At 69.3% G+C, this 19,142-nt stretch carries 18 protein-coding genes; 7 read left to right on the forward strand and 11 right to left on the reverse strand.

The window, feature by feature from the left end; genetic code table 11:
- Nucleotides 1-28: 28 nt before the first annotated feature.
- Together J8M50_RS36075 and J8M50_RS36080 are read right to left on the reverse strand one after the other, a co-directional pair.
- Complete coding sequence (locus J8M50_RS36075; RefSeq protein ID WP_010353086.1) at nucleotides 29-868, reverse strand: PaaX family transcriptional regulator; 840 nt, start codon at nucleotides 866-868, stop codon at nucleotides 29-31.
- Nucleotides 865-2,508: an AMP-binding protein gene (locus tag J8M50_RS36080; RefSeq protein WP_010353087.1), complete on the reverse strand. Its 1,644-nt coding sequence runs from the start codon at nucleotides 2,506-2,508 to the stop codon at nucleotides 865-867. The genes J8M50_RS36075 and J8M50_RS36080 overlap by 4 nt, the downstream gene beginning before the upstream one ends.
- A gap of 77 nt (nucleotides 2,509-2,585) precedes the next feature.
- On the opposite strand from J8M50_RS36080, the gene J8M50_RS36085 reads away from it, so the two are divergent.
- Together J8M50_RS36085 and J8M50_RS36090 are read left to right on the forward strand one after the other, a co-directional pair.
- Nucleotides 2,586-3,833, forward strand: coding sequence for an acyl-CoA dehydrogenase family protein (locus J8M50_RS36085; protein ID WP_010353088.1), 1,248 nt, complete (start codon nucleotides 2,586-2,588; stop codon nucleotides 3,831-3,833).
- Between the two features lie 322 nt (nucleotides 3,834-4,155).
- Nucleotides 4,156-4,554 (forward strand): RidA family protein, encoded by a 399-nt coding sequence (locus tag J8M50_RS36090; protein WP_010353089.1) that lies wholly within the window; start codon nucleotides 4,156-4,158, stop codon nucleotides 4,552-4,554.
- A gap of 729 nt (nucleotides 4,555-5,283) precedes the next feature.
- Here the strand turns inward: J8M50_RS36090 and J8M50_RS36095 are convergent.
- Nucleotides 5,284-5,457: a DUF5999 family protein gene (locus tag J8M50_RS36095; RefSeq protein WP_010353090.1), complete on the reverse strand. Its 174-nt coding sequence runs from the start codon at nucleotides 5,455-5,457 to the stop codon at nucleotides 5,284-5,286.
- Between the two features lie 340 nt (nucleotides 5,458-5,797).
- Here J8M50_RS36095 and J8M50_RS36100 point away from each other — a divergent pair, with 340 nt between their 5' ends.
- Entirely contained in the window at nucleotides 5,798-6,238 is a 441-nt protein-coding gene (locus J8M50_RS36100) for a DUF6299 family protein (RefSeq protein ID WP_010353091.1), read from the forward strand.
- A 69-nt stretch (nucleotides 6,239-6,307) separates the two neighbouring features.
- Here the strand turns inward: J8M50_RS36100 and J8M50_RS36105 are convergent, their stop codons facing one another.
- Entirely contained in the window at nucleotides 6,308-7,123 is an 816-nt protein-coding gene (locus tag J8M50_RS36105) for an SDR family oxidoreductase (protein ID WP_010353092.1), read from the reverse strand.
- A gap of 130 nt (nucleotides 7,124-7,253) precedes the next feature.
- On the opposite strand from J8M50_RS36105, the gene J8M50_RS36110 reads away from it, so the two are divergent.
- Entirely contained in the window at nucleotides 7,254-8,153 is a 900-nt protein-coding gene (locus J8M50_RS36110) for a Vgb family protein (RefSeq protein ID WP_010353093.1), read from the forward strand.
- Nucleotides 8,154-8,194: 41 nt separating this feature from the next.
- Here the strand turns inward: J8M50_RS36110 and J8M50_RS36115 are convergent, their stop codons facing one another.
- Nucleotides 8,195-8,845, reverse strand: coding sequence for a suppressor of fused domain protein (locus J8M50_RS36115; protein ID WP_010353094.1), 651 nt, complete (start codon nucleotides 8,843-8,845; stop codon nucleotides 8,195-8,197).
- A 162-nt stretch (nucleotides 8,846-9,007) separates the two neighbouring features.
- Here J8M50_RS36115 and J8M50_RS36120 point away from each other — a divergent pair, with 162 nt between their 5' ends.
- Nucleotides 9,008-10,537 (forward strand): helix-turn-helix domain-containing protein, encoded by a 1,530-nt coding sequence (locus J8M50_RS36120; protein ID WP_010353095.1) that lies wholly within the window; start codon nucleotides 9,008-9,010, stop codon nucleotides 10,535-10,537.
- A gap of 146 nt (nucleotides 10,538-10,683) precedes the next feature.
- Here J8M50_RS36120 and J8M50_RS36125 read toward each other — a convergent pair whose 3' ends face one another.
- From J8M50_RS36125 to J8M50_RS36135, 3 genes are all read right to left on the reverse strand, one after another.
- On the reverse strand, nucleotides 10,684-11,904 hold the full coding sequence (locus J8M50_RS36125) for a tyrosine-type recombinase/integrase (protein WP_010353096.1): 1,221 nt from the start codon (nucleotides 11,902-11,904) through the stop codon (nucleotides 10,684-10,686).
- A gap of 80 nt (nucleotides 11,905-11,984) precedes the next feature.
- Nucleotides 11,985-12,296 (reverse strand): helix-turn-helix transcriptional regulator, encoded by a 312-nt coding sequence (locus tag J8M50_RS36130; RefSeq protein ID WP_010353097.1) that lies wholly within the window; start codon nucleotides 12,294-12,296, stop codon nucleotides 11,985-11,987.
- A 220-nt stretch (nucleotides 12,297-12,516) separates the two neighbouring features.
- Nucleotides 12,517-13,143: a tyrosine-type recombinase/integrase gene (locus tag J8M50_RS36135; protein ID WP_010353098.1), complete on the reverse strand. Its 627-nt coding sequence runs from the start codon at nucleotides 13,141-13,143 to the stop codon at nucleotides 12,517-12,519.
- A gap of 825 nt (nucleotides 13,144-13,968) precedes the next feature.
- Here J8M50_RS36135 and J8M50_RS36140 point away from each other — a divergent pair.
- Together J8M50_RS36140 and J8M50_RS36145 are read left to right on the forward strand one after the other, a co-directional pair.
- On the forward strand, nucleotides 13,969-14,436 hold the full coding sequence (locus J8M50_RS36140; protein ID WP_223786378.1) for a DUF4365 domain-containing protein: 468 nt from the start codon (nucleotides 13,969-13,971) through the stop codon (nucleotides 14,434-14,436).
- 1 nt (nucleotide 14,437) lies between these two features.
- Nucleotides 14,438-15,619, forward strand: coding sequence for a hypothetical protein (locus tag J8M50_RS36145; protein WP_010353100.1), 1,182 nt, complete (start codon nucleotides 14,438-14,440; stop codon nucleotides 15,617-15,619).
- 52 nt (nucleotides 15,620-15,671) lie between these two features.
- On the opposite strand, the gene J8M50_RS36150 is transcribed toward J8M50_RS36145, so the two are convergent.
- The 3 genes from J8M50_RS36150 to J8M50_RS36160 all read right to left on the reverse strand — a co-directional run bounded on the left by J8M50_RS36150 (nucleotide 15,672) and on the right by J8M50_RS36160 (nucleotide 19,134).
- The gene (locus tag J8M50_RS36150) at nucleotides 15,672-17,018 is read right to left on the reverse strand and encodes a hypothetical protein (RefSeq protein ID WP_223786379.1); all 1,347 of its coding nucleotides are present in this window, start codon (nucleotides 17,016-17,018) and stop codon (nucleotides 15,672-15,674) included.
- A 1,017-nt stretch (nucleotides 17,019-18,035) separates the two neighbouring features.
- Nucleotides 18,036-18,830 carry an SDR family NAD(P)-dependent oxidoreductase gene (locus tag J8M50_RS36155; protein ID WP_010353103.1) on the reverse strand — a complete coding sequence of 265 codons (795 nt, stop codon included), beginning with the start codon at nucleotides 18,828-18,830 and terminating at the stop codon, nucleotides 18,036-18,038.
- Nucleotides 18,831-18,960: 130 nt separating this feature from the next.
- A complete protein-coding gene (locus J8M50_RS36160; RefSeq protein WP_010353104.1) occupies nucleotides 18,961-19,134 on the reverse strand; it encodes a hypothetical protein in 174 nt (57 codons plus the stop codon).
- Nucleotides 19,135-19,142: the final 8 nt, after the last annotated feature.

Below are 19,142 nucleotides of genomic sequence, written 5' to 3' on the forward strand. Positions count from 1 at the left end.
TCGGTTGAGGGCGGGGAGCTGAGGCATATCACTCGGTGCCGTGCGCTGCCCCCGGACCGGCCAGTACGAAGCCCTCGCCCGCGTCCCGCAGCCGTGCGTGCAGTGCGTGGAAGACGTCCGCCGATCGCGCCCCCGGCCAGTTCGCCGGCAGCAGTCGTGCGGGGAGCCCCGGGTCGGCGTACGGCAGGCGCCGCCAGGTGTCCAGCGCTAGCAGGTAGTCCCGGTACGCCTCCTGCGGTGGCGTGTCGGAGCGCTCCCGCCAGGCCCTCAGTACCGGCTCGTGCGCGTCGAGGAACGCCTCGTGTTCCTTCGCGATCGCCGCGAGGTCCCACCACCGCGACACCGCCTCGACCGTCGCCGTGAACCCCAGGTGCTCGCCCCGGAACAGGTCGACGTACGGCCCGAGTCCGAGCCGCTCCAGGGTGCGCCGCGCCTCGTCGTGCAGGCGCGCGGGCGCGATCCACACGCCGGGTGCCGCTGTCCCGAACCCGAGCCCGGCCAGCCGGGACCGCAGGACGTGCCGCTTCTGCCGCTCGGACTCCGGCACGGAGAACACCGCGAGGACCCAGCCCTCGTCGCCGGGCGGCCCTTCGGAATAGATTCTGCGGTCGCCGTCGTCCATCAACTGCCGGGCCTCCGCCGACAGTTCGTACCCCGCCGCGCCGCGCTCGGTGCGCGCGGGCAGGAGCAGTCCGCGGCGTTTCAGCCGGGAGACGGAGGAGCGCACGGAGGGGGCGTCGACCCCCACCGCGGCGAGCAGCCGGATCAGCTCCGCGACGGGCACGGGGCCCGGCACGAAGCGGCCGTACGCGCCGTAGAGCGTGACGATCAGAGACCGTGGTGCATGCTGGTCGGACACGTTGATCATCTTAGGTCTTCGGCATCAGTGCTGGTCACCTCGGGTGTGCGCAGCCGGAACCGCTGGAGCTTCCCGGTCGCCGTGCGCGGCAGCCCGGCCGGGAAGCGGATCTCGCGCGGGCACTTGTACGGCGCCAACTCCGCCTTCACAAAAGCCCGCAGAGCCTCCACGTCCCGCCGCGCGCCCTCACGCAGTACGGCGTACGCGACGACGATCTGACCGCGTTCCTCGTCGGGCCGGCCCACAACTGCCGCCTCCAGCACGTCCGGATGCCTCAGCAACGCCTCCTCGACCTCCGGGCCCGCGATGTTGTACCCGGCGGACACGATCATGTCGTCGGCGCGGGCGACGTACCTGAAGTACCCGTCCGCTTCCCGGACATAGGTGTCCCCGGTGATGTTCCAGCCGCCCCGCACGTACTCCCGCTGCCGGGGGTCGGCGAGGTACCGGCAGCCGACCGGACCGCGTACGGCGAGCAGACCCGGTGTGCCGTCGGCGACCGGTCTTCCCTCGCCGTCCTGCACGCGCGCTTCCCAGCCCGGCACGGCAACTCCCGTCGTGCCGGGGCGGATCGCCTCGTCCGCCGCCGAGATGAAGATGTGCAGCAGCTCGGTGGCGCCGATGCCGTTGATGATCCGCAGGCCGGTCCGTTCGTGCCACGCCCGCCAGGTCGCCTCGGGCAGGTTCTCGCCGGCCGACACGCATCGCCGTAGCGACGACACGTCGTATGCGCCGAGGTCCGTGAGCATCGCGCGGTACGCGGTCGGCGCGGTGAACAGGACGGACACCTTGTGCTTCGGGATCGCCTCCAACAGGGCCTTCGGGCCTGCCTGTTCGAGGAGCAGGGCGCTTGCGCCGACGCGCAGGGGGAAGATGACCAGGCCGCCCAGTCCGAACGTGAATCCGAGTGGCGGGCTGCCTGTGAACACGTCGTCCGGGGTCGGGCGCAGGACGTGCTTCGCGAACGTGTCCGCGATCGCCAGGACGTCTCGGTGGAAGTGGGCGCAGCCCTTGGGGCGGCCGGTGGTTCCTGAGGTGAACGCGATCAGTGCGACGTCGTCTGCCGCTGTGTCGACTGCCTGGTACGGGAGTTGGGGGGCGGGTCTGGTGAGGAGGTCGTCCGGGGTGTCTCCGCCGTACGCGGTGATCCGCAGGCCCGGGACCTCGGCTTTGATCAGGTCGTCCAGCGAGCGTGCGTCGCACAGGGCGTGGCTGACCTGGGCGATCTCGCACATCGTTGCCAGTTCGTGGGCTCGTTGCTGGGCCAGGACGGTGACTGCGATGGCGCCCGCTTTCAGGACGGCGAGCCAACATGCCGCCAGCCAGGGGGTGGTGGGGCCGCGTAACAGGACGCGGTTGCCGGGGACGATGTCGAGGTCGGTGGTGAGGGTGTGGGCTATGCGGTCCACGTGGGTGCGTAGGTCGCCGTAGGACCAGGTTGTGGTGGGGGTGTGGAAGGCGGGGGCGTTGTCCGGGGGGCCGGTGAGCAGGTCTGTGGCGCAGTTCAGGCGGGGCGGGTAGGCGAGGAGGGGCGGGTGGGCCGAGTCCTCTGTGTCGAACTCCTTTGTTTCGAGGCGGAGTTCGGGCCAGGTGTCGGGTGGTGGGAGGTGGTCGCGCGCGAAGGTGTCGACGTGGGCCGAGAGCTGCACAGTGGCTCGCCCCCTTGTCGGTTCGGGGTCGTGCGTCGAGCGTAACGTGTTGGTGACGGCGGTCAACAGTGCGCGATATGGTCGAGGCTGAGGGGGTGTACGCCATGGGGCGTTCCGACTTGCGCACACTGGCCGCGGAAGTCCTCCGTCCGCTCGCGGAGAAGGGGGAGCCCGGCAGGGTCAACCGTCCCCTTGTCGCCGAGCTCGGTCAACGGGGCCTGCTGGAACGGCTGTTCACGTACGGCGCCGTCGAACTCTGCGAGGTGCGGGAGGCGTTGGCGTACGGCTGCACCGAGGCGGAGACCGCGTTCGCGCTTCAGGGGCTGGGGGCGTATCCCGTGCATGGGTACGGGAGTTCGGGTCAGCGGGAGCGGTGGTTGCCGGGGGTGCGGGCGGGGAGGGTGGTTGCGGCGTTCGCGTTGAGCGAGGCGGGGGCGGGGTCGGATGCGGCGGCGTTGGGGTTGCGGGCGGTACCGGATGGGGGCGGTGGTGGGGGTGCGGGTGTCGGTGGTCGTGGTGGAGGTGGTGCGGGTGTCGGTGGTGCTGCGGGCGCGGATGCGGGTGCTGGGGTCGGTGGTGGCGGTGGGCGTGGCTGGCGGCTCGTGGGGGAGAAGTGTTGGATCTCCAATGCTCCCGAGGCCGACTTCTACACGGTGTTCGCTCGTACCGGGGAGGCGGGGGCGCGTGGCATCACCGCGTTTCTCGTGCCCGCCGATCGGCCCGGGCTCAGTGGTGAGCCCCTCGACATGCTGTCGCCGCATCCCATTGGGGCGCTCACCTTCGACGGTGTGCCCGTCGGGCCCGAGGACGTCATCGGGGAGACCGGCCGGGGGTTCCGTGTCGCGATGGGGACGCTCAATCGGTTCCGGCCGAGTGTCGGTGCCTTTGCCGTCGGGATGGCGCAGGCCGCACTGGACGCGACCCTCGACTGGACGTCCCAACGGGACGCGTTCGGCGGCAAGTTGAGGGACCTCCAGGCTGTGTCCCACCAAGTCGCCGAGATGGCGGTGCGGGTCGAGGCGGCTCGGTTGATGGTCCGTGCGGCGGCCTCCGCGTACGACGCCGGTGGCGCGGACGTGCCCCGGCGGGTGGCGATGGGGAAGCTGTTCGCGACCGAGGCCGCGCAGTATGTCGTCGACAGGGCGGTGCAGTTGCACGGGGCGCGGGCGTTGCAGCGGGGGCATCTGCTGGAGCACCTGTACCGGGAGGTGCGGGCGCCTCGGATCTACGAGGGGGCGAGCGAGGTGCAACGGGGGATTGTGGCGCGGGAGTTGTATGCGGAGCGGGACGGGTTGAGGGGTGGGGCGGGGGAGGGGGGCGTGTGAGCGGGGTCGGTGGCGGGGGTGCCGTGGGCGGGGGCGTCGGTCGGGAGGGGCGTACTCCATGCGAGGCCGGTGGCTGGGAAGGGCGTACCCCACGCGGGGTCGGTGGCGGGGATAGGCGTGCCGCAGGCGGGGGCGGTGGCTGGGGTGGGCGTACTCCATGCGAGGTTGGCGGCCGGGATGGACGTACTCCACGCGGGGTCGGTGGCGGAGATGGGCGTGCCGCAGGCGGGGGCGGTGGCTGGGGTGGGCGTACTCCATGCGAGGTTGGCGGCCGGGATGGACGTACCCCGCGCGAAGTCGGCGGCCAAGAAGGGCATACCGCATGAGCATCGAGCGACTGAACCCCGCCGAACTGTCACCCCCCTCCGGCTTCTCCCACGCCGTCGTCGCCACCGGCACCCGCCTCGTCTTCCTCGCCGGTCAGACCGCACTCGACGGTGGCGGGAAGGTCGTCGGGGAGACGCTGGCCGAGCAGTTCGAGACGGCGTTGCGGAATCTGCTGGCCGCGCTCACGGCGGCGGGGGGCTGCGCGGCCGACCTCGCGAGGGTGACGGTGTACGTCACGGATGTCGCCGCGTATCGCACCGCCGCGCCTCAACTGGGCCGGATATGGCGGGAGTTGGCGGGCCGGGACTATCCGGCGATGGCGGTCGTCGGCATCGTACGGCTGTGGGACGAGGAGGCGCTGATCGAACTGGACGGGTTCGCGGTGCTGGAGTGAAGGGGGCTGGGGCGAATGGAGTTGGAGCGAGCGGGGCTTGACTGAACCCTGCCGGGGTGAAGGGCGCTGAGGTGAGCCGGGTCGGGGTGAAGGGCGCTGAGGTGAGCCGGGTCGGGGTGAAGGGCGCTGAGGTGAGCCGGGTCGGGGTGAAGGGCGCTGAGGTGAGCCGGGTCGGGGTGAACGGTGCTGAGGTGAGCCGGGTCGGGATGAACGGTGCTGAGGTGAGCCGGGTCGGGGTGAACGGTGCTGAGGCCAACCGCGCTGGAGTGAACGAGGCTGGGCTGAACCGTGCGGGAGCGAGCCGGGCTGGGTTGAACCGTGCGGGAGCGAGCCGGGCTGTAGCGAGCCACCCTCGGCATCCTCCGCCCGCCGGTCCCCGGCGTCTTCCGCCCGCCGGTTCCCGGCCCCCTGCTCGCTGGTCCTCGGCGTCCTCCGTCTGCCGGTTTCCGGCATCCCCTCCGTCCCCCGGTCCCCAGCATCCTCCGCCCACCAACCCCCGCCCCCACCTCATGCCGCAACCAACTGCCCGCCGGTGCCACGACCCTGCCGTCCGGCAGCAGTTCGCCGGAGTCGGCACCCCCGCCCACCGCTCCCCGGCATCCACACCCGCCCTCATCGCTCAAGCCGCCACCAACCGCCCCGCCGACGCCACGACCCTGCCGTCCGGCAGCAGTTCGCCGGAGTCGGCACCCCCGCCCACCGCTCCCCGGCATCCACACCCCCCACCGCTCAAGCCGCCACCAACCGCCCCGCCGGCGCCACCACCCTGCCGTCCGGCAACAGTTCGCCGCAGTCGTCGAAGACGATCGTGCCGTCGCACAGCAGGTTCCAGCCCTGCTCCGGGTGGGCGGCGACGACGTGTGCGGAACCCTCGGCGGTCCCGGAGACGGTGTGGGAACACATGGCGCACCTCCATACGTGGGGAGCGGCCCGAGCGGACCGTCCCGCATGGATAGACCATGCTCCCGCCGCGAACTCATCGGAACGGCTCCACCGCAAGCGTGACAACACCAGGACAACTCCGGGACGGATCCCCGACGCCGGTCACCGACCGGTGGACGCGGGGGGTCGCGGAGACACCGCCGTACGACCGACCCGCCGCTGCACACCCCGTGCCGCCGTACGGTCGTATCCGCATCGACCAATGGCATGGACTCGCCCCCCAACCCCCACCACCCACCCCGAACCGGGTCACACACCCCGGTATCGCTGGTCGGAAACATCCCGAACCAGGAGGTACCCCATGTCCCTGCGTTCCGCCCTCGGCACGGCCGCCGGTGCCGCGCTGCTCCTGCTGGCCGCTCCCGACGCGCTGGCCTCCCCGCCGGCGCAAGCCGCCCCGTACGAGACCGTGACCGTCGACCCGGTGGGCCGTATCGCCGCCGACGGCACCGTCACCCTCTCCGGCACGTACCGCTGCCTCGGCAGCGAGGGCCCCGTCTTCGTGAGCAGCTCCGTGAACCAGGACTCCGGCGATGTCAGCCACGGCATCGGCGGCACGGCCGCGCAGTGCGACGGCGTCGAGCACACCTGGGAGAACACCGGCAGACCGTCCCCGTCCGCCCTCACCCCCGGCGCCGCGAGAGTCGAGGCGACCCTGATGGAACTCGCCCCCGAGGGCGGCCTCCCCGTCCCGCGCTACCACGCCCGCGAGACCGGGCCGGTGACGCTCACGCAGGCGTGACTTTCGGCCACGCCCGCTCGCGGGAGAGGGCGTGGCTCCCAGTGGCTCCTGGTGGCTCACCCATGACGCTCAGCGGAACGCGTCCACGTTCTCCCGCGCCCACTGCCCGTACGTCCGCCCCGGCGCACCGACGATCTCCGGGACCGTCGAACGGACCCTGAGGAGCGCCTCGTTGACGTCCCCGCCGGTCAGATCGAGGATCGCGCTCGCCGTCTCCGGGGCCAGGTACGCCGTCATGTCGTCGTGGGCCTCGGCACGGGTGAGCTCGGTGAGGGTGATCGTGCGGCCCAGGGCGCCTGCGAGGGCCGCGACCTGCTCGCGGACGGTCACCCGGGCCGGGCCCGTGAGCGCGTACGTCCGGTTGCGGTGGGCCGGGGTCGTCAGGGCTCGGTGCGCGACCGCCGCGATGTCCGCCGGGTGGATCGCGGGGAGGCCCGTGTCGACGTAGGGCGCGCGGACCTCGCCGCGTTCGCGGATCGCCGGCGCCCACCAGAGGGTGTTCGACGCGAACTGGGTGGGCCGCAGGATCGTCCACTCCATGCCGCTGTCCCGGACGGCCTTCTCCACCGCGCGGTTGCGTTTCGCGGCGGGGAGGTGGGGGTGGGTCTCGACGGTGATCGAGGAGACGAGGACGACGTGCTCGGCGCCGGCGCGGCGGGCGTGTACGAGGATGTCCTCCTCGGCGCCGGTACCCTGGAGGAGGAACAGTGAACGGGCCCCTTCCAGCGCGGAGTCGAGGGTCTCGGGGCGGGTGAGGTCGCCCTCCACGGCTTCGGGGAAGCCGGCGCGGGCCGCGTCACGGGTGAGGCCCCTGACCTGCGTGCCGCGCAACTCCTTGAGCAGCACCCGCCCGATGTTCCCGGTCGCGCCGGTCACGAGGATCATCGCCGTACATCTCCCTGGTCGTCGGTGGAGTGCACGCTAGGAACTCAACTCCGGTTGAGGTCAAGGAGGTTCGCGAGGCCCCCGCATATCCGCGAGCGCCCACCCCCAACTCCCCCTACGATCACCCCTCATGCCCCTCCACATCACCGAATTCCCCGTCCCTGACCCCGAGTCGGGCCCCTACGGCATCACCCTCGGCCCGGACGGCGCCCTCTGGTTCACGATGGTCCACAGCGGACACATCGGCCGGCTCACCCCCGACGGCGACGTCACCACGTACCCCCTCGACACCCCCGGCACCGGCCCGACCGTCATTACGCCGGGCCCGGACGGCGCGCTGTGGTTCACGGAGTTCCGGGGACACCGGGTGGGCCGGATCACCACGGCCGGCGAGGTGACATCGTTCCCGCTCCCGACGCCGGACGCGGGCCCCTTCGGCATCGTCACCGGCGCGGACGGGGCGGTGTGGTGCACGGAGGCCAACGCGGGCCGCATCGCCCGCATCACCCCCGACGGAACCGTGACCGAGTTCCCGCTCCCCGACGCCGGCGCCTTCCCGTCGGGGATCGCCGCAGGCGGGGACGGCCGCCTCTGGTTCACGCTGAACCAGGCGAACGCGATCGGGGCCATGACGTACGAGGGTGAGGTGACCGTCCACCCGCTGCCCACGCCGAACGCCGGGCCGGTCGGCATCACGGCCGGACTGGACGACGCGATGTGGTTCGTGGAGATCGGCGCGGGCCAGATCGGCCGCATCGAACTCACCGGCGACATCAGGGAGTTCCCCCTCCCCGACCCCACCGCACGCCCTCACGCGATCACGGCAGGCCCGGACGACGCGTACTGGTTCACGGAATGGTCGTCCAACGGAATCGGCCGCATCACCCCGAAGGGCGAGATCACTTCGTCCCCCCTCCCCACCGCATCCTCAGAACCCCACGGAATCACTCTCGGCCCCGACGGCGCCCTATGGACGGCCCTGGAAACAGGCACGATCGCCCGCCTCACCCCGACCACGAAAGGATCGTGAACCCCGGCAACTCCATGCCCCGTTGCCGCCGCGACAGCACCTCACACCACCGACTCCCGATGAGGGTCCGTCGGCAACAACGCGTGGTCGTCGAAGAGTTGCTCCAGCGCTTCCGTGCCGTGTGCGCGGCGGTACGCGATCTCCTCGGGGGTGACGGGGAGGGCCCAGAGGATGCGGGTGAGGGCGGGGGCGTGTTCGAGGGCGGGGCCGTGGGAGTAGGGGACGCTGATGAGGAGGTGGTCGCAGCGGGAGCCGGGGAGCCAGGGCTCGCCGATGGGGAGGGAGTGGCCGACGTCCAGGGGGTGGCCGGTCCGGTGGTAGGTCGCGAGCATCGTCATCAGGTCCACGAAACGTTCGTCGCGGACGTGCCCCGTCATGACGAACTCCCGCCGCAGACCGGTGTGTTCCTCGTCGGAACAGCCGACGGTCACGTAGGACCAGCTGTCCACGCGGGGACCGGGGGACACGGTGAGGACACGCACGTCCGCGTCCGTCGCTTCCACAGCATGCCCGGCGAAGAAGGCCCGGACATGTGCCTCCACCTCGCTCACCTCGCCCCCCGCCAAAGCCTCGCCGTTCATACCCGCACCACCCACCCCGGGCTCACCGCGCAGCACCTCGTGCCCAGCCTCCAGCGCCTCCGGCACCGCCCGCCCGATCGTCCCCGTCGCCCCGATCACCAGTACCCGCATGCCGCCGAGAATGTCAGAGCCCGGCAGAACGGGGTACCCGAGCCCGGAGACGGCCGTAACGGCATTTCAGGCATAAGCACATAAAGGCAGATCAGGGCACCCCGTTCACCCGAACGGACCACCCGGCAGGCGCCATCTCATATCTGAGATAACCTCAGCCTCATGTCAGACGATTACCTCGTACGCATCGGCAAGCTCATCCGCGACGCCCGCCAGCACCGTGGCTGGACACAGAGCCAACTGGCGGAAGCGCTGGGGACGAGCCAGAGCGCCGTCAACCGGATCGAGCGGGGCAACCAGAACATCAGCCTTGAGATGATCGCCCGCATCGGTGAGGCCCTCGACAGCGAGATCGTGTCGCTGGGGTACGCGGGCCCGATGCACCTGAGGGTCGTCGGCGGACGCCGCCTCTCGGGCGCGATCGACGTGAAGACGAGCAAGAACGCGTGCGTCGCCCTGCTGTGCGCCTCGCTGCTGAACCGGGGCCGTACGGTCCTGCGCAGGGTCGCCCGGATCGAGGAGGTGTACCGCCTCCTGGAGGTCCTCCAGTCGATCGGCGTCCGCACCCGCTGGATCAACGACGGCGTGGACCTCGAACTGGTCCCCCCGGCCGAACTGGACCTCGCGGCGATCGACGCGGAAGCGGCCGTCCGCACCCGCTCGATCATCATGTTCCTCGGCCCGCTGCTGCACGAGGTGCACCGCTTCAAGCTCCCGTACGCCGGCGGCTGCGACCTCGGCACGCGCACGATCGAACCGCACATGATCGCCCTGCGCCGCTTCGGCCTGGACATCGCGGCGACGGAGGGCCAGTACCACGCGGTCGTCGACCCGACGGTCCGCCCGGACCGCCCGATCGTGCTGACCGAACGCGGCGACACGGTCACCGAGAACGCGCTCCTCGCCGCCGCGCGCCACGGCGGGGTCACCGTCATCCGCAACGCCTCGTCCAACTACATGGTCCAGGACCTGTGCTTCTTCCTGGAGGCGCTCGGCGTCAAGGTCGAGGGGATCGGTACGACGACCCTGACCGTGCACGGCGTACGGGACATCGATGTCGACGTCGACTACTCGCCCTCCGAGGACCCGGTAGAGGCGATGAGCCTGCTCGCCGCAGCCGTCGTCACCGAGTCCGAACTCACCGTGCGCCGCGTGCCGATCGAGTTCCTGGAGATCGAGCTGGCGGTCCTGGAGGAGATGGGCCTCGACCACGACCGCACGCCCGAGTACGTCGCCGACAACGGCCGTACCCGCCTGGTCGACCTGACCGTACGCCCCTCCAAACTGGAGGCGCCGATCGACAAGATCCACCCGATGCCGTTCCCCGGCCTCAACATCGACAACGTCCCCTTCTTCGCGGCGATCGCGGCCGTCGCGCAGGGCAAGACCCTCATCCACGACTGGGTCTACGACAACCGAGCGATCTACCTGACGGACCTCAACCGCCTCGGCGGCCGTCTCCAACTCCTCGACCCGCACCGGGTGTTGGTGGAGGGCCCGACCCGCTGGCGCGCCGCCGAGATGATGTGCCCGCCCGCGCTGCGGCCCGCCGTCGTCGTCCTCCTCGCGATGATGGCGGCCGACGGGACGTCCGTCCTGCGGAACGTGTACGTCATCAACCGGGGGTACGAGGACCTCGCGGAGCGCCTCAACTCGATCGGGGCGCAGATCGAGATCTTCCGGGACATTTGATACGACGATGCCGCCGCACCCCGTCTGACCTGCGGTGAAGCGGGTCAGGAAGGGGTGCGGCGGCATCTGTGGGACTTCTCTGGGACTTTGCGCCTGGGGCGGGCTCCTACGGGCCGCGTTCCAGTCGGGCTGCCGTCCGGCTGCGGCTACGCGAAGATCGCGTCGATGGCCGCGGTGCCCCGTGCACCAGCGCGGGGCAGGAAGTGGGAGTACTTCCGCAGCGTGAACCCGGGGTCGGAGTGCCCCAGCCAGCGTGCCAGGGAGACGACCGATTCGCCAGCCTCCAGTTCCTCGGAGGCGTAGAAGTGGCGCAGGGCGTGGAAGCCGTGCTCCCGGGACGGCTCCCACACGCGAGTACCGTCGGTGCTGCCCTCGTCCAGCGGTGCGATCACGCCCGCCGTGGCCAGAGCGGGCTTCCACACGTAGGAGTTGAGGTAGTTCCGGTTGATGGCCTTCCGCTCGCGTCCCGTCACCAGGAGGTTGTAGGTCCTCGGCCGCCGGTGTTTGGCTTCCACCGGCGTCTTGGCCGGAGTCGGGTCGTCCCATGGCAGCGTGACCGGTACCGGCGCGAACTGCACCACGTGCTGCCGGATGGCCCGGGCGACGCTGGCCGGCAGCGGCACGTCGCGGACCTTGCGGCCCTTGGGAAGCGCGAAGCACAGTTTCGCCCGCACCATCTTGACCTGCCGCCGGACGTGCACGACTTCCTTCTCGAAGTCGATGTCGTCCGTCGAGAGACCGAGCGCCTCCCCTTGGCGGAGCCCGAGACCTGCTCCGATCACGAGGAGGAGTCGGTAGCGATCCGGCAGGGCCTCCCGTACCGCCAGGACCCGTTCGGGCGGCCATGCTTCGACCCTGCCGGGTGCGGCGGCCGGAGGGCCGACCGTGCTGGACCGGCATGGGTTACGTCCGAGGCGGCGATCCTCGACGGCAGCCTGGAGGATGCTGGAGAGCGTCGCCCAGACCAGACGGATGGAGGTCGGACCGAGGTCTTTCTCCATCCGCTTCTTCCAGTGACGCAGGACTTCCGCGCCGATGGCGTTGAGCGGCTGAGCCCCCAGGTGGGGAACGATGTGCCGGCGTACCCTCTGCTCGATCCGTTCGATCGTGGACGGGTCACCGCTCTGGGTGGGCCACCAGTGGGTGGCGATGTAGTCCTTGAGGGAGATGGCTCCATCGCGTGGATCGACGAACTCGCCTCGGCGTGCGTCGGTCTGGGCCTGAGCGAGCCAGGTCTTGGCGTCCTGGAGGGCGTCGAAGGAACGGTCCTTGACGCCGGGGATGCCCTTGACTCGGTAGCGGGTGCACTTGCCGTACATCGCGGTGCGGTCGCGCTTGCCGGTTTTCGGATTCGGGCGCTTCTTCAACCATCGGTCTTCTATGTAGCCGGCCAGGTGGAACTCCTTGTTGGTGGGGCACGGGGCCGCGTTCTACGACTGGTGGCGCTTCAGGTGCTGAGGAAGCGACTGGAGCGCTCCTGCGGAGGCGGGTTGAGCGGGTTGAGGGCAGGGTTGGAGCGGGAGTCGGCCTGCTCCTGTTCGCGGACCCAGGCGTCGAGTACTTCGAGCCGGTACATGACGCGGCCACGGGGCCCCATGCGGAAGCTCGGCGGCCCCTGCCGCCGGTGGCGCCAGACGTAGAGGGTGTGGGGAGAAAGGCCGAGATACTCGGCGGCGTCCTTCACGGTCAGGAACGCCGTATGTGCGGTGACCGGGGAGGCAGGCTTCGAGGATGCGGCAAGCAACGGGTGCGCGGGCATAGGAGGTTTCTGTGAGGCGCGGGAAGGGGGTGTGTCTGCGCAGGCGGAGAGACGGTCCTCCAGGGGCAGCATGCTCTCTCAGGATGGGCACCTCTCCTCGCACTGGAACTACGCAGAGACAGCTCGCCGTGTGACGGCATCGTCGCGATACTCGGTGCAGGAGAGGGAGAAAGCCCGTAGCTGGCCACGCTCCGCGGATCGGCCAGAGCGCGGGTCGGCTCTATTGCTTGATCTCCGGAAGGGCCGTGGCCTCGGCCAGGCGGTCCCAGTCGACCTCGACGCCATCCCCACGGAAGCAGTACGGGTAGCGAAGCGCCAACCAATACGGGGTCACGCCAGCCATCTCGGCAACCTCGAAGGACGAGAGGCCCATCCTCAGCCACTCGGCCATGCGGGACTCGCGGAGGATGGATATCGGCTCCCCCAGGCGCCACGAGTACAGCTCGTCCCGGGGCAGGACAGCTGCTTGGGCCTGCTCCCACAGCCGCTGCCAGGCGGAAGCCGAAAGCCGCCCACCACGCCTCCCGGGAAACAGCAAGTCATTCTCCCCCAGACCAGCCCCTTCGATCCACGCACGCAGAAACTCGACGTAATGGGGCTGGAGGGGAATTTCCCTCACGACCCCGCGGTGACGAGCCGTCAACTTACCCCCTCCACCCTCCGGGAACGCCACGTCTCGGACTCGCAGAGCACGAGCCTCGCCCGGACGCAGCGCCTGTTCAGCCACGGTGGCCATGAAGGGGTACACCGAGTGATCGGCACCCACGTGCTCTTGCATCCACTCAAGCAGCGATCGGACCTGCTCCGCGGACAGCAGCCATTCTTCGTCCATGACTTCATCGGACATATCTCTGAACTCCTTGGAAGAAACGACTCAATGCGCCATGCGGGGTTCGCGCGGCAGATTCAATGGTCTTCGGATTCGCCGGTTTGGCCAACCGGCGATCGTCGGCTATGTTTCGCCTTGCAGGCGGCGCCTGAGAACCGGAAACACGCCACCGTGCCTCCCCTGGACTGTCCTAGGTTTACTTGCTTCGCCCTGCTATTCCAGTCCGTTGGGGCCCCAAGCTGTCTGCCGTTGGCGAATCAGCGCAGCACCCCGAAGCCGGAGGCGCACCCAACAGCTCGGCTCTCGCTGGGTGGTCGACTGATACAACAGAGCAGGCGCCTTCTAAGCACCTGACCTATTCGCGTCCGCCCAACCCATGCACGACAGCAGCCCGAACTATTGCGTTGTGTGCCGCAAGGAAAACGAGCGCAACGATCGACCTGTGCCGGTTCGAAAGACTAGCTCGCGGAGACAGCACCCATTACGAGACACCCGACAACTTCCAGCGCGCTCCTACTGGAATCCGGACGGCTCGAGACCATCAAGAGCTTTACCTCCTCCCTTGACCGACCTCGGCAAATTCCCTGATCCTGCACGCGTTCTTCTCCTCGACAGGCTCGAATTCGCCGACGACATTTGGTAGTCGGCATTCAGCGCGACGCACGCTCAACGGCTACGGGCGCCAACATCACCGACCACCGGAGCTGACGCCAACCTCAGCGCCACCGCCCTCGGAACCGTAGACGCCCTATTCCCCCTGCCCTCCAGCTCCCCTTATCCTCACGTCCACGCCAGGGAGGGGGGCCAGTGGCTACGGAGGCGACGAGTTGGCAGAAGGAGCAAGTGAGTCGGGCCTACGTCCACGTACTTGCTACACAGGGGGGCTACACCATCTGCGACTGGAACGTCGACAAGGACGGCGTAGACATGACCCTCCGTATGCGCGGGTTGATGGTCGACGTCCAGCTCAAGTGCACGCAGAGCCCTCGCGTCGTCCGAGGCGGCTACAGTTTCGACCTCGACATCGAGACATACGACAAGCTCCGTGACCCAGACCGCTCTGCACCCGGCCACCTCGCCTTACTGATCGTGCCACCGGACGTAGGCCGATGGGTCACGCACCACCCCGAATCGATAGTCCTGGCCTGCCACGGTTACTGGACGTCCCTGCACGGCGCAGGCAGGGCACGCAGCAAGGGCACCACCGCGATCAGCCTCCCCGAGCACCAGCCCCTGACCGCAAAATCGATAGGGGCCATGTTCGACACGGCGCGTCAGCTGCTCAACCCCCTTGGCCCGGAGGTGAACTGACATGGTGCACCCAGAGCCGGACTTCGGTCCCGAGGAGATCCGCAGCTACCTCAAAGTCACCGGGTGGGCCCCGGTCTCCGGTGGTGCCGTTGCCGAACTGTGGCGCCTGCCGGGTCCCGCGGACGAGGTCGTCCTGGTCCCCATGAAGCCGGGTGCCCCGGACTTCACCAAGCGCGCCCATATCCTGCTCGGAGACCTGGCCCGCGTCGAGTCACGCGACGTCCGCACGGTCCAAGACGCGGTCGCCACCGTGTTCAACGACGTCACCGACCTCCAAGCCTCCCACCCCACCCTCAGCGACGGATCCATCCCCCTAGAGTCCGGCTACGAACTCTTCATCTCCGCGAAGCGCCTGCGTGTGGCCTCCGCCGCCGCGACGATTCGCCGACAAGGCCACTTCCGCAACTTCCCGACGCGGGCGAGGGAACAGGCCCGGGAGGTCCGCCTCGGGCAGACCCGGCGTGGCTCGTACATCGTGCCCATCATCAGCCAGGCCCGCGCTCCTGAGGACGTGTACTCCCCCGGCCAGGACCGGATCGACGTAGGTGTGGAGGAGACCCTCTTCGACCGACGCGTCACCGCCACCATGTCCCGCGCCTTGGGCGTTCTTGAGGAAATGGCCGGCGCCGAGCGGGAACCCACCCCCAGCGAGATCACCGACTCGGTAGGTGAAGGCGTCTCGTACGAACTCTGCCAGGCTCTCAGCAAGGTGGTGAGCGCGGACGCGATCGGAACCCTCGCCGTCACCTTCAACTGGTCCCGCGTGGCCGCCCCACCCCCGGGAACACCACCACTCGTCGAGTTCAACCAGGCAGCGATCGACGTCGTAGACCGCGTATCCGCGCAACTCAAGACACGGATCTACACGAGTCGGCACCTGATCTACGGCATCGTCACCGACCTCAGCCGCCACCCCGACGACGAAACCGGGCGGGTAGGCGTCCAGACCCTGATCAACCGCCGCGTCAGAACCGTGTGGATGGACCTGCGCGACACCGACTACCACGCAGCGGTCCACTGCCACGACACCGGCGTCCCCGTCCGCGTCCAGGGCTCCCTCACCAGCCCGCCGGGCGGTCAGGCCACCATGGAAGTGGACGACTTCGGCCCCGACCCCTCACTGATGGCCACCTCCTTGGACACAGCGACGGACACCGAAACGCCACAGCGACGGGACGGGTGAGGGCACCGATCTGATCGAGGGCGGGAACCGGCAGGACGGCGGCTCTCGGATGTCACCGGCCACCACGGCGTTCGGGTGCATGAGGACTCCAGCCCTTCAGATACGGCTGGAGCTCATCCAACGTCGGATCACGCGGAGTCGGCATACCCGGAGGATGCAGCAGGGGGTTGATGCACCGCACATACTCGCGTGCCCACACCAGCCAACCTCGGGCCAATTCCAGGGCCTGCTCATCCACGTCCTCGTCCGGCTCGGCAAGACGACGTTCCAACGCATCGCAGTACTCACCGAGTACGACAGCCTCCCGCCAGCGCCCGGCTTCCTCACGCAGCACCTCGGCGAACTGCTCTCGGACGGCCTGCTCCTTCGCTTCCTCCATGGCAGCACGCCAGCGAACCTCACGCTCCTCTCTCGCACGTTCCTCCCGCTCTCTGCGCTGGGCGTCCTCCACCGCTCGCGCCTCGATCTCGCCGAGAACCAGCCCCAGAGATTGTTCAAGGGTCCGGCTTTTGCGGTCCCGCCAGCGGCCGGGTCTGTCGGCCAACCCGTGGGCGACCTCCACGACGAGACGCGCGGACCGCTCCGGATCCGCGCTCTCGGGAAACTCCTGCCTGATGGTGACCGGATACGCGAAGCCGCCGACCACGACGCCCATCCCGCCCTCGCGCGAGCGGTAAGACAACTCGATCTTCCGTACCTCGTACCCTCGCCGCGCCGCCTCGGCGGCCAACCCTTGCAGCATCAGAAGCGACCTGCGGCGTAGCACAGACGGCATCACCAGCCGCCCCTCATCGTCCTTAAGGCCAGCTACAACCGGATGAAGGGACCCCAGCCGCGTGGGGACCCGAACGGCCGGCGCGTCCGCCTCTGGCCTCTGGCTCCGGGCATTGGGATGCGGGCCCTCCGCGAGGAAGAACTCCAGCCCAGCCAGGCCGTACGGCACCTTCTCGATGCGCTTCCCCTCCGGCTCCATGCCATGCCGCTTCGCATAGTTGACCGCCCGTCGCCATTCCGCGATCTCCTCATCATCGGCATGGGCGAAGCGGACGTGTCCTTCAGCGAGGAGTCGTTCGACCAACTCGCGAGCTTTCGCCCGCCGTGCGCGGGCGACGGGACGCTCACCGTACGACGCCGAAGACTCGACGGGCACCGACGACCCACCATGTTCGGCAGGCACCGCGTCGTCGGGATAGCGGCCATGACGAAGGTAGAACCGGCCTGCCTCCGTGATCTCCGCACGGGCAGCACCGCCGCCCTTGTCCACTGTCAGAAGCCCACGGTCACGCAGGGCATACGCCGAGCGCCAATCGCCCGGCGCCCATGCTCCGGGTTCCTCACCGGCCGCGAGCCGCTCAAGAAGCGCACGCTGCCGTTCATTCGGAGTAGGCCGTCGTTCCACGGCCGCCAGCCCACACCGCGCAAGCACGCCCTGTATAGACCCGAAAGAGCGGCTCCCTGCCGTGGGAGTCCCCCTCGGACTGCTCTGGGACTTCCGGCTGCATCGCCGAGAGCGTCACCAGCCCTCAACACCCCATCAGCAGTCACCCCATCGACAGGGCCTGACGTGCCCAAAAGCCGCCTGACGCCCCATCAGGACGAGCGTCACGAGCGTCATTTCAGCGTCAAGATATCGCCCGTAACGCCCACACCGCACATAACGCGCACCCGGAAAACCGCAGGTCAGGAACCCTTCGCGGCCGGTTCAAGGATCGCGACGCACTCCACATGATGCGCCATTGGGAACATGTCCGGATGCCACCGATAAAGAAATGTTCGGGTCAGAGGCCCTTTCCCGGCTGCCGGGAGGGCTTACCCAGGGTCGGAACGTCACGACCTCACCCTCATCTGCACCATCTTTCGACCGGGTTCCCGCCGCCTCAGCCGTCGTCTGGCGTTCGACGCCCTGGGGTGGAGTAGCGACGGTGGGCAAGGGAACGTCCAGGCTCTCCCCGGCTTCCAGGACAGCCGCTACTACGCGGGCACGGGACTCTGCCGGGGACGCTCGTGTTCGAACGGAAGTTATGGCCAGGGTTTACAGCTGTCCGTTGCCCAAAGGGCCAGGGCCTCTCCGGTCAGCGGGGAGTGACACCGGAGAGGCCCTGGCGAATCGGGAGGGGGCATTACCCCCCGGAGGGAGCTGTCAGATTTGGAGCCAGATCGCGTGATCCGGTTGCAGCAGTCGATCCGTCATCGGGACGCCGGCCAGCAGGGTCGGGGTATGTTCGGGCAGCCGGTACGGCTCGTCCTAGAGGTTGACCACGCACAGGAAACCGGGGTCGCGGCGGAAGGGGAGGACACCGACGGGGGCGTCGACCGCGCGAGGGACAGCGCTATAGGCGACAACCACCAGGTCCGGCTCCAGCTCGAACTGATGGTCCGGGGCCTCCAGTTTGGTCCGCCGCTGACACCCCACCGCTTACATATGGGTGCCGCCGTCTATGCGGATCTCCGTGCCGGTGATGAACGCGCCGTCCACCGAGCCGAGCATGGCGACGACGCCCGCGACCGTCTCCGGACCGGCGAAGCCCTCGCCGATGGCCGGAAGCAGCTTCATCATGACTTCGTAGTTCGCGTCGTCGGGCAGGCCCGGGCCGACGTTCTCCTTGCTGGTGCCGCTCGCGTCGGTCATCCCGGAGGAGATCGAGCCCGGCGCGACGGCGGTGAAGCGGATGCCCTGCTTGCTGTACTCGGCGGCGAGCGCGTGGGTCATGGCCTGGATGCCGCCCTTGCTGGCGGCGTAGGCAGCCATGTAGGGGTGCGCGAAGCTCGCCGAGGTGGAGCTGAAGTTGACCACGGCCGGGCTCTCGCCCTGGAGCAGCGCCGGGATCGTCTCGCGGATCATCAGGAAGGTGCCGGTCAGGTTGACCGCGATGACCTGGTTGAACTGTTCCAGGCTGGTCTCGTGGGTGTGCGAGGAGCGCAGAATGCCGGCCGCGTTGACCAGCACGTCCAGGCTGCCGCCGAGGGCGGCGAGGGCCGCCGCGACGGCCTCGCGGACGGAAGTCTCGTCGGCGATGTTCACCTGGACGGTGTGCAGACGTGCCTGGGTACCGGTGTCGGCAGCGAGCTTACGGGTGGCGGTCAGGCCGGCCGTGTCGACGTCGGCGGCGACGACGTGGCCGCCCTCGGCGAGCATGCGCAGGACGGTGGCCTGGCCGATGCCGGAGCCTGCTCCGGTGATCAGGACACGGCGGTCGTCGTAGCGGTTCATAGGAGTGCTCCAGTTTGTGGCGAGTGAGTCTGGTGGTCGGTCGGCTGGTGGAGGTATGGCGTGGCCTTGCGTCGGCTGCCTGCGCGAACGCGTTTGGCGTGCTGCCGGGTGGGCCGCGCGTGGTGGAACGTCAGGAGCCGACGATGTCGTGGGCAGGTTCGGTCACGAAGGTGACGGCACCGCCGATGAGCCGGGTGCTCTCAGGCTGGGCGGAGTCGAAGGCGGGCCGGCCAGGCTCGCCCGACTTCGGGAACTGACCCCCGGCGGTGGCGAGTTCCTCGCAGGTCGCCTGCTCGCGAGTCACGTCTGTTT

The sequence above is a fragment of the Streptomyces acidiscabies genome (genome assembly GCF_020010905.1).
Taxonomy (GTDB): Bacteria; Actinomycetota; Actinomycetes; order Streptomycetales; family Streptomycetaceae; genus Streptomyces; species Streptomyces acidiscabies.

Excerpts from the sequence above, each read along its gene's own strand:
- J8M50_RS36075 (WP_010353086.1), bottom strand. The coding sequence starts at position 868 with ATGATCAACGTGTCCGACCAGCATGCACCACGGTCTCTGATCGTCACG.
- J8M50_RS36085 (WP_010353088.1), top strand. The coding sequence starts at position 2,586 with ATGGTCGAGGCTGAGGGGGTGTACGCCATGGGGCGTTCCGACTTGCGC.
- J8M50_RS36090 (WP_010353089.1), top strand. The coding sequence starts at position 4,156 with ATGAGCATCGAGCGACTGAACCCCGCCGAACTGTCACCCCCCTCCGGC.
- J8M50_RS36095 (WP_010353090.1), bottom strand. The coding sequence starts at position 5,457 with ATGTGTTCCCACACCGTCTCCGGGACCGCCGAGGGTTCCGCACACGTC.
- J8M50_RS36100 (WP_010353091.1), top strand. The coding sequence starts at position 5,798 with ATGTCCCTGCGTTCCGCCCTCGGCACGGCCGCCGGTGCCGCGCTGCTC.
- J8M50_RS36105 (WP_010353092.1), bottom strand. The coding sequence starts at position 7,123 with ATGATCCTCGTGACCGGCGCGACCGGGAACATCGGGCGGGTGCTGCTC.
- J8M50_RS36110 (WP_010353093.1), top strand. The coding sequence starts at position 7,254 with ATGCCCCTCCACATCACCGAATTCCCCGTCCCTGACCCCGAGTCGGGC.
- J8M50_RS36115 (WP_010353094.1), bottom strand. The coding sequence starts at position 8,845 with ATGCGGGTACTGGTGATCGGGGCGACGGGGACGATCGGGCGGGCGGTG.
- J8M50_RS36120 (WP_010353095.1), top strand. The coding sequence starts at position 9,008 with ATGTCAGACGATTACCTCGTACGCATCGGCAAGCTCATCCGCGACGCC.
- J8M50_RS36130 (WP_010353097.1), bottom strand. The coding sequence starts at position 12,296 with ATGCCCGCGCACCCGTTGCTTGCCGCATCCTCGAAGCCTGCCTCCCCG.
- J8M50_RS36135 (WP_010353098.1), bottom strand. The coding sequence starts at position 13,143 with ATGTCCGATGAAGTCATGGACGAAGAATGGCTGCTGTCCGCGGAGCAG.
- J8M50_RS36145 (WP_010353100.1), top strand. The coding sequence starts at position 14,438 with ATGGTGCACCCAGAGCCGGACTTCGGTCCCGAGGAGATCCGCAGCTAC.
- J8M50_RS36155 (WP_010353103.1), bottom strand. The coding sequence starts at position 18,830 with ATGAACCGCTACGACGACCGCCGTGTCCTGATCACCGGAGCAGGCTCC.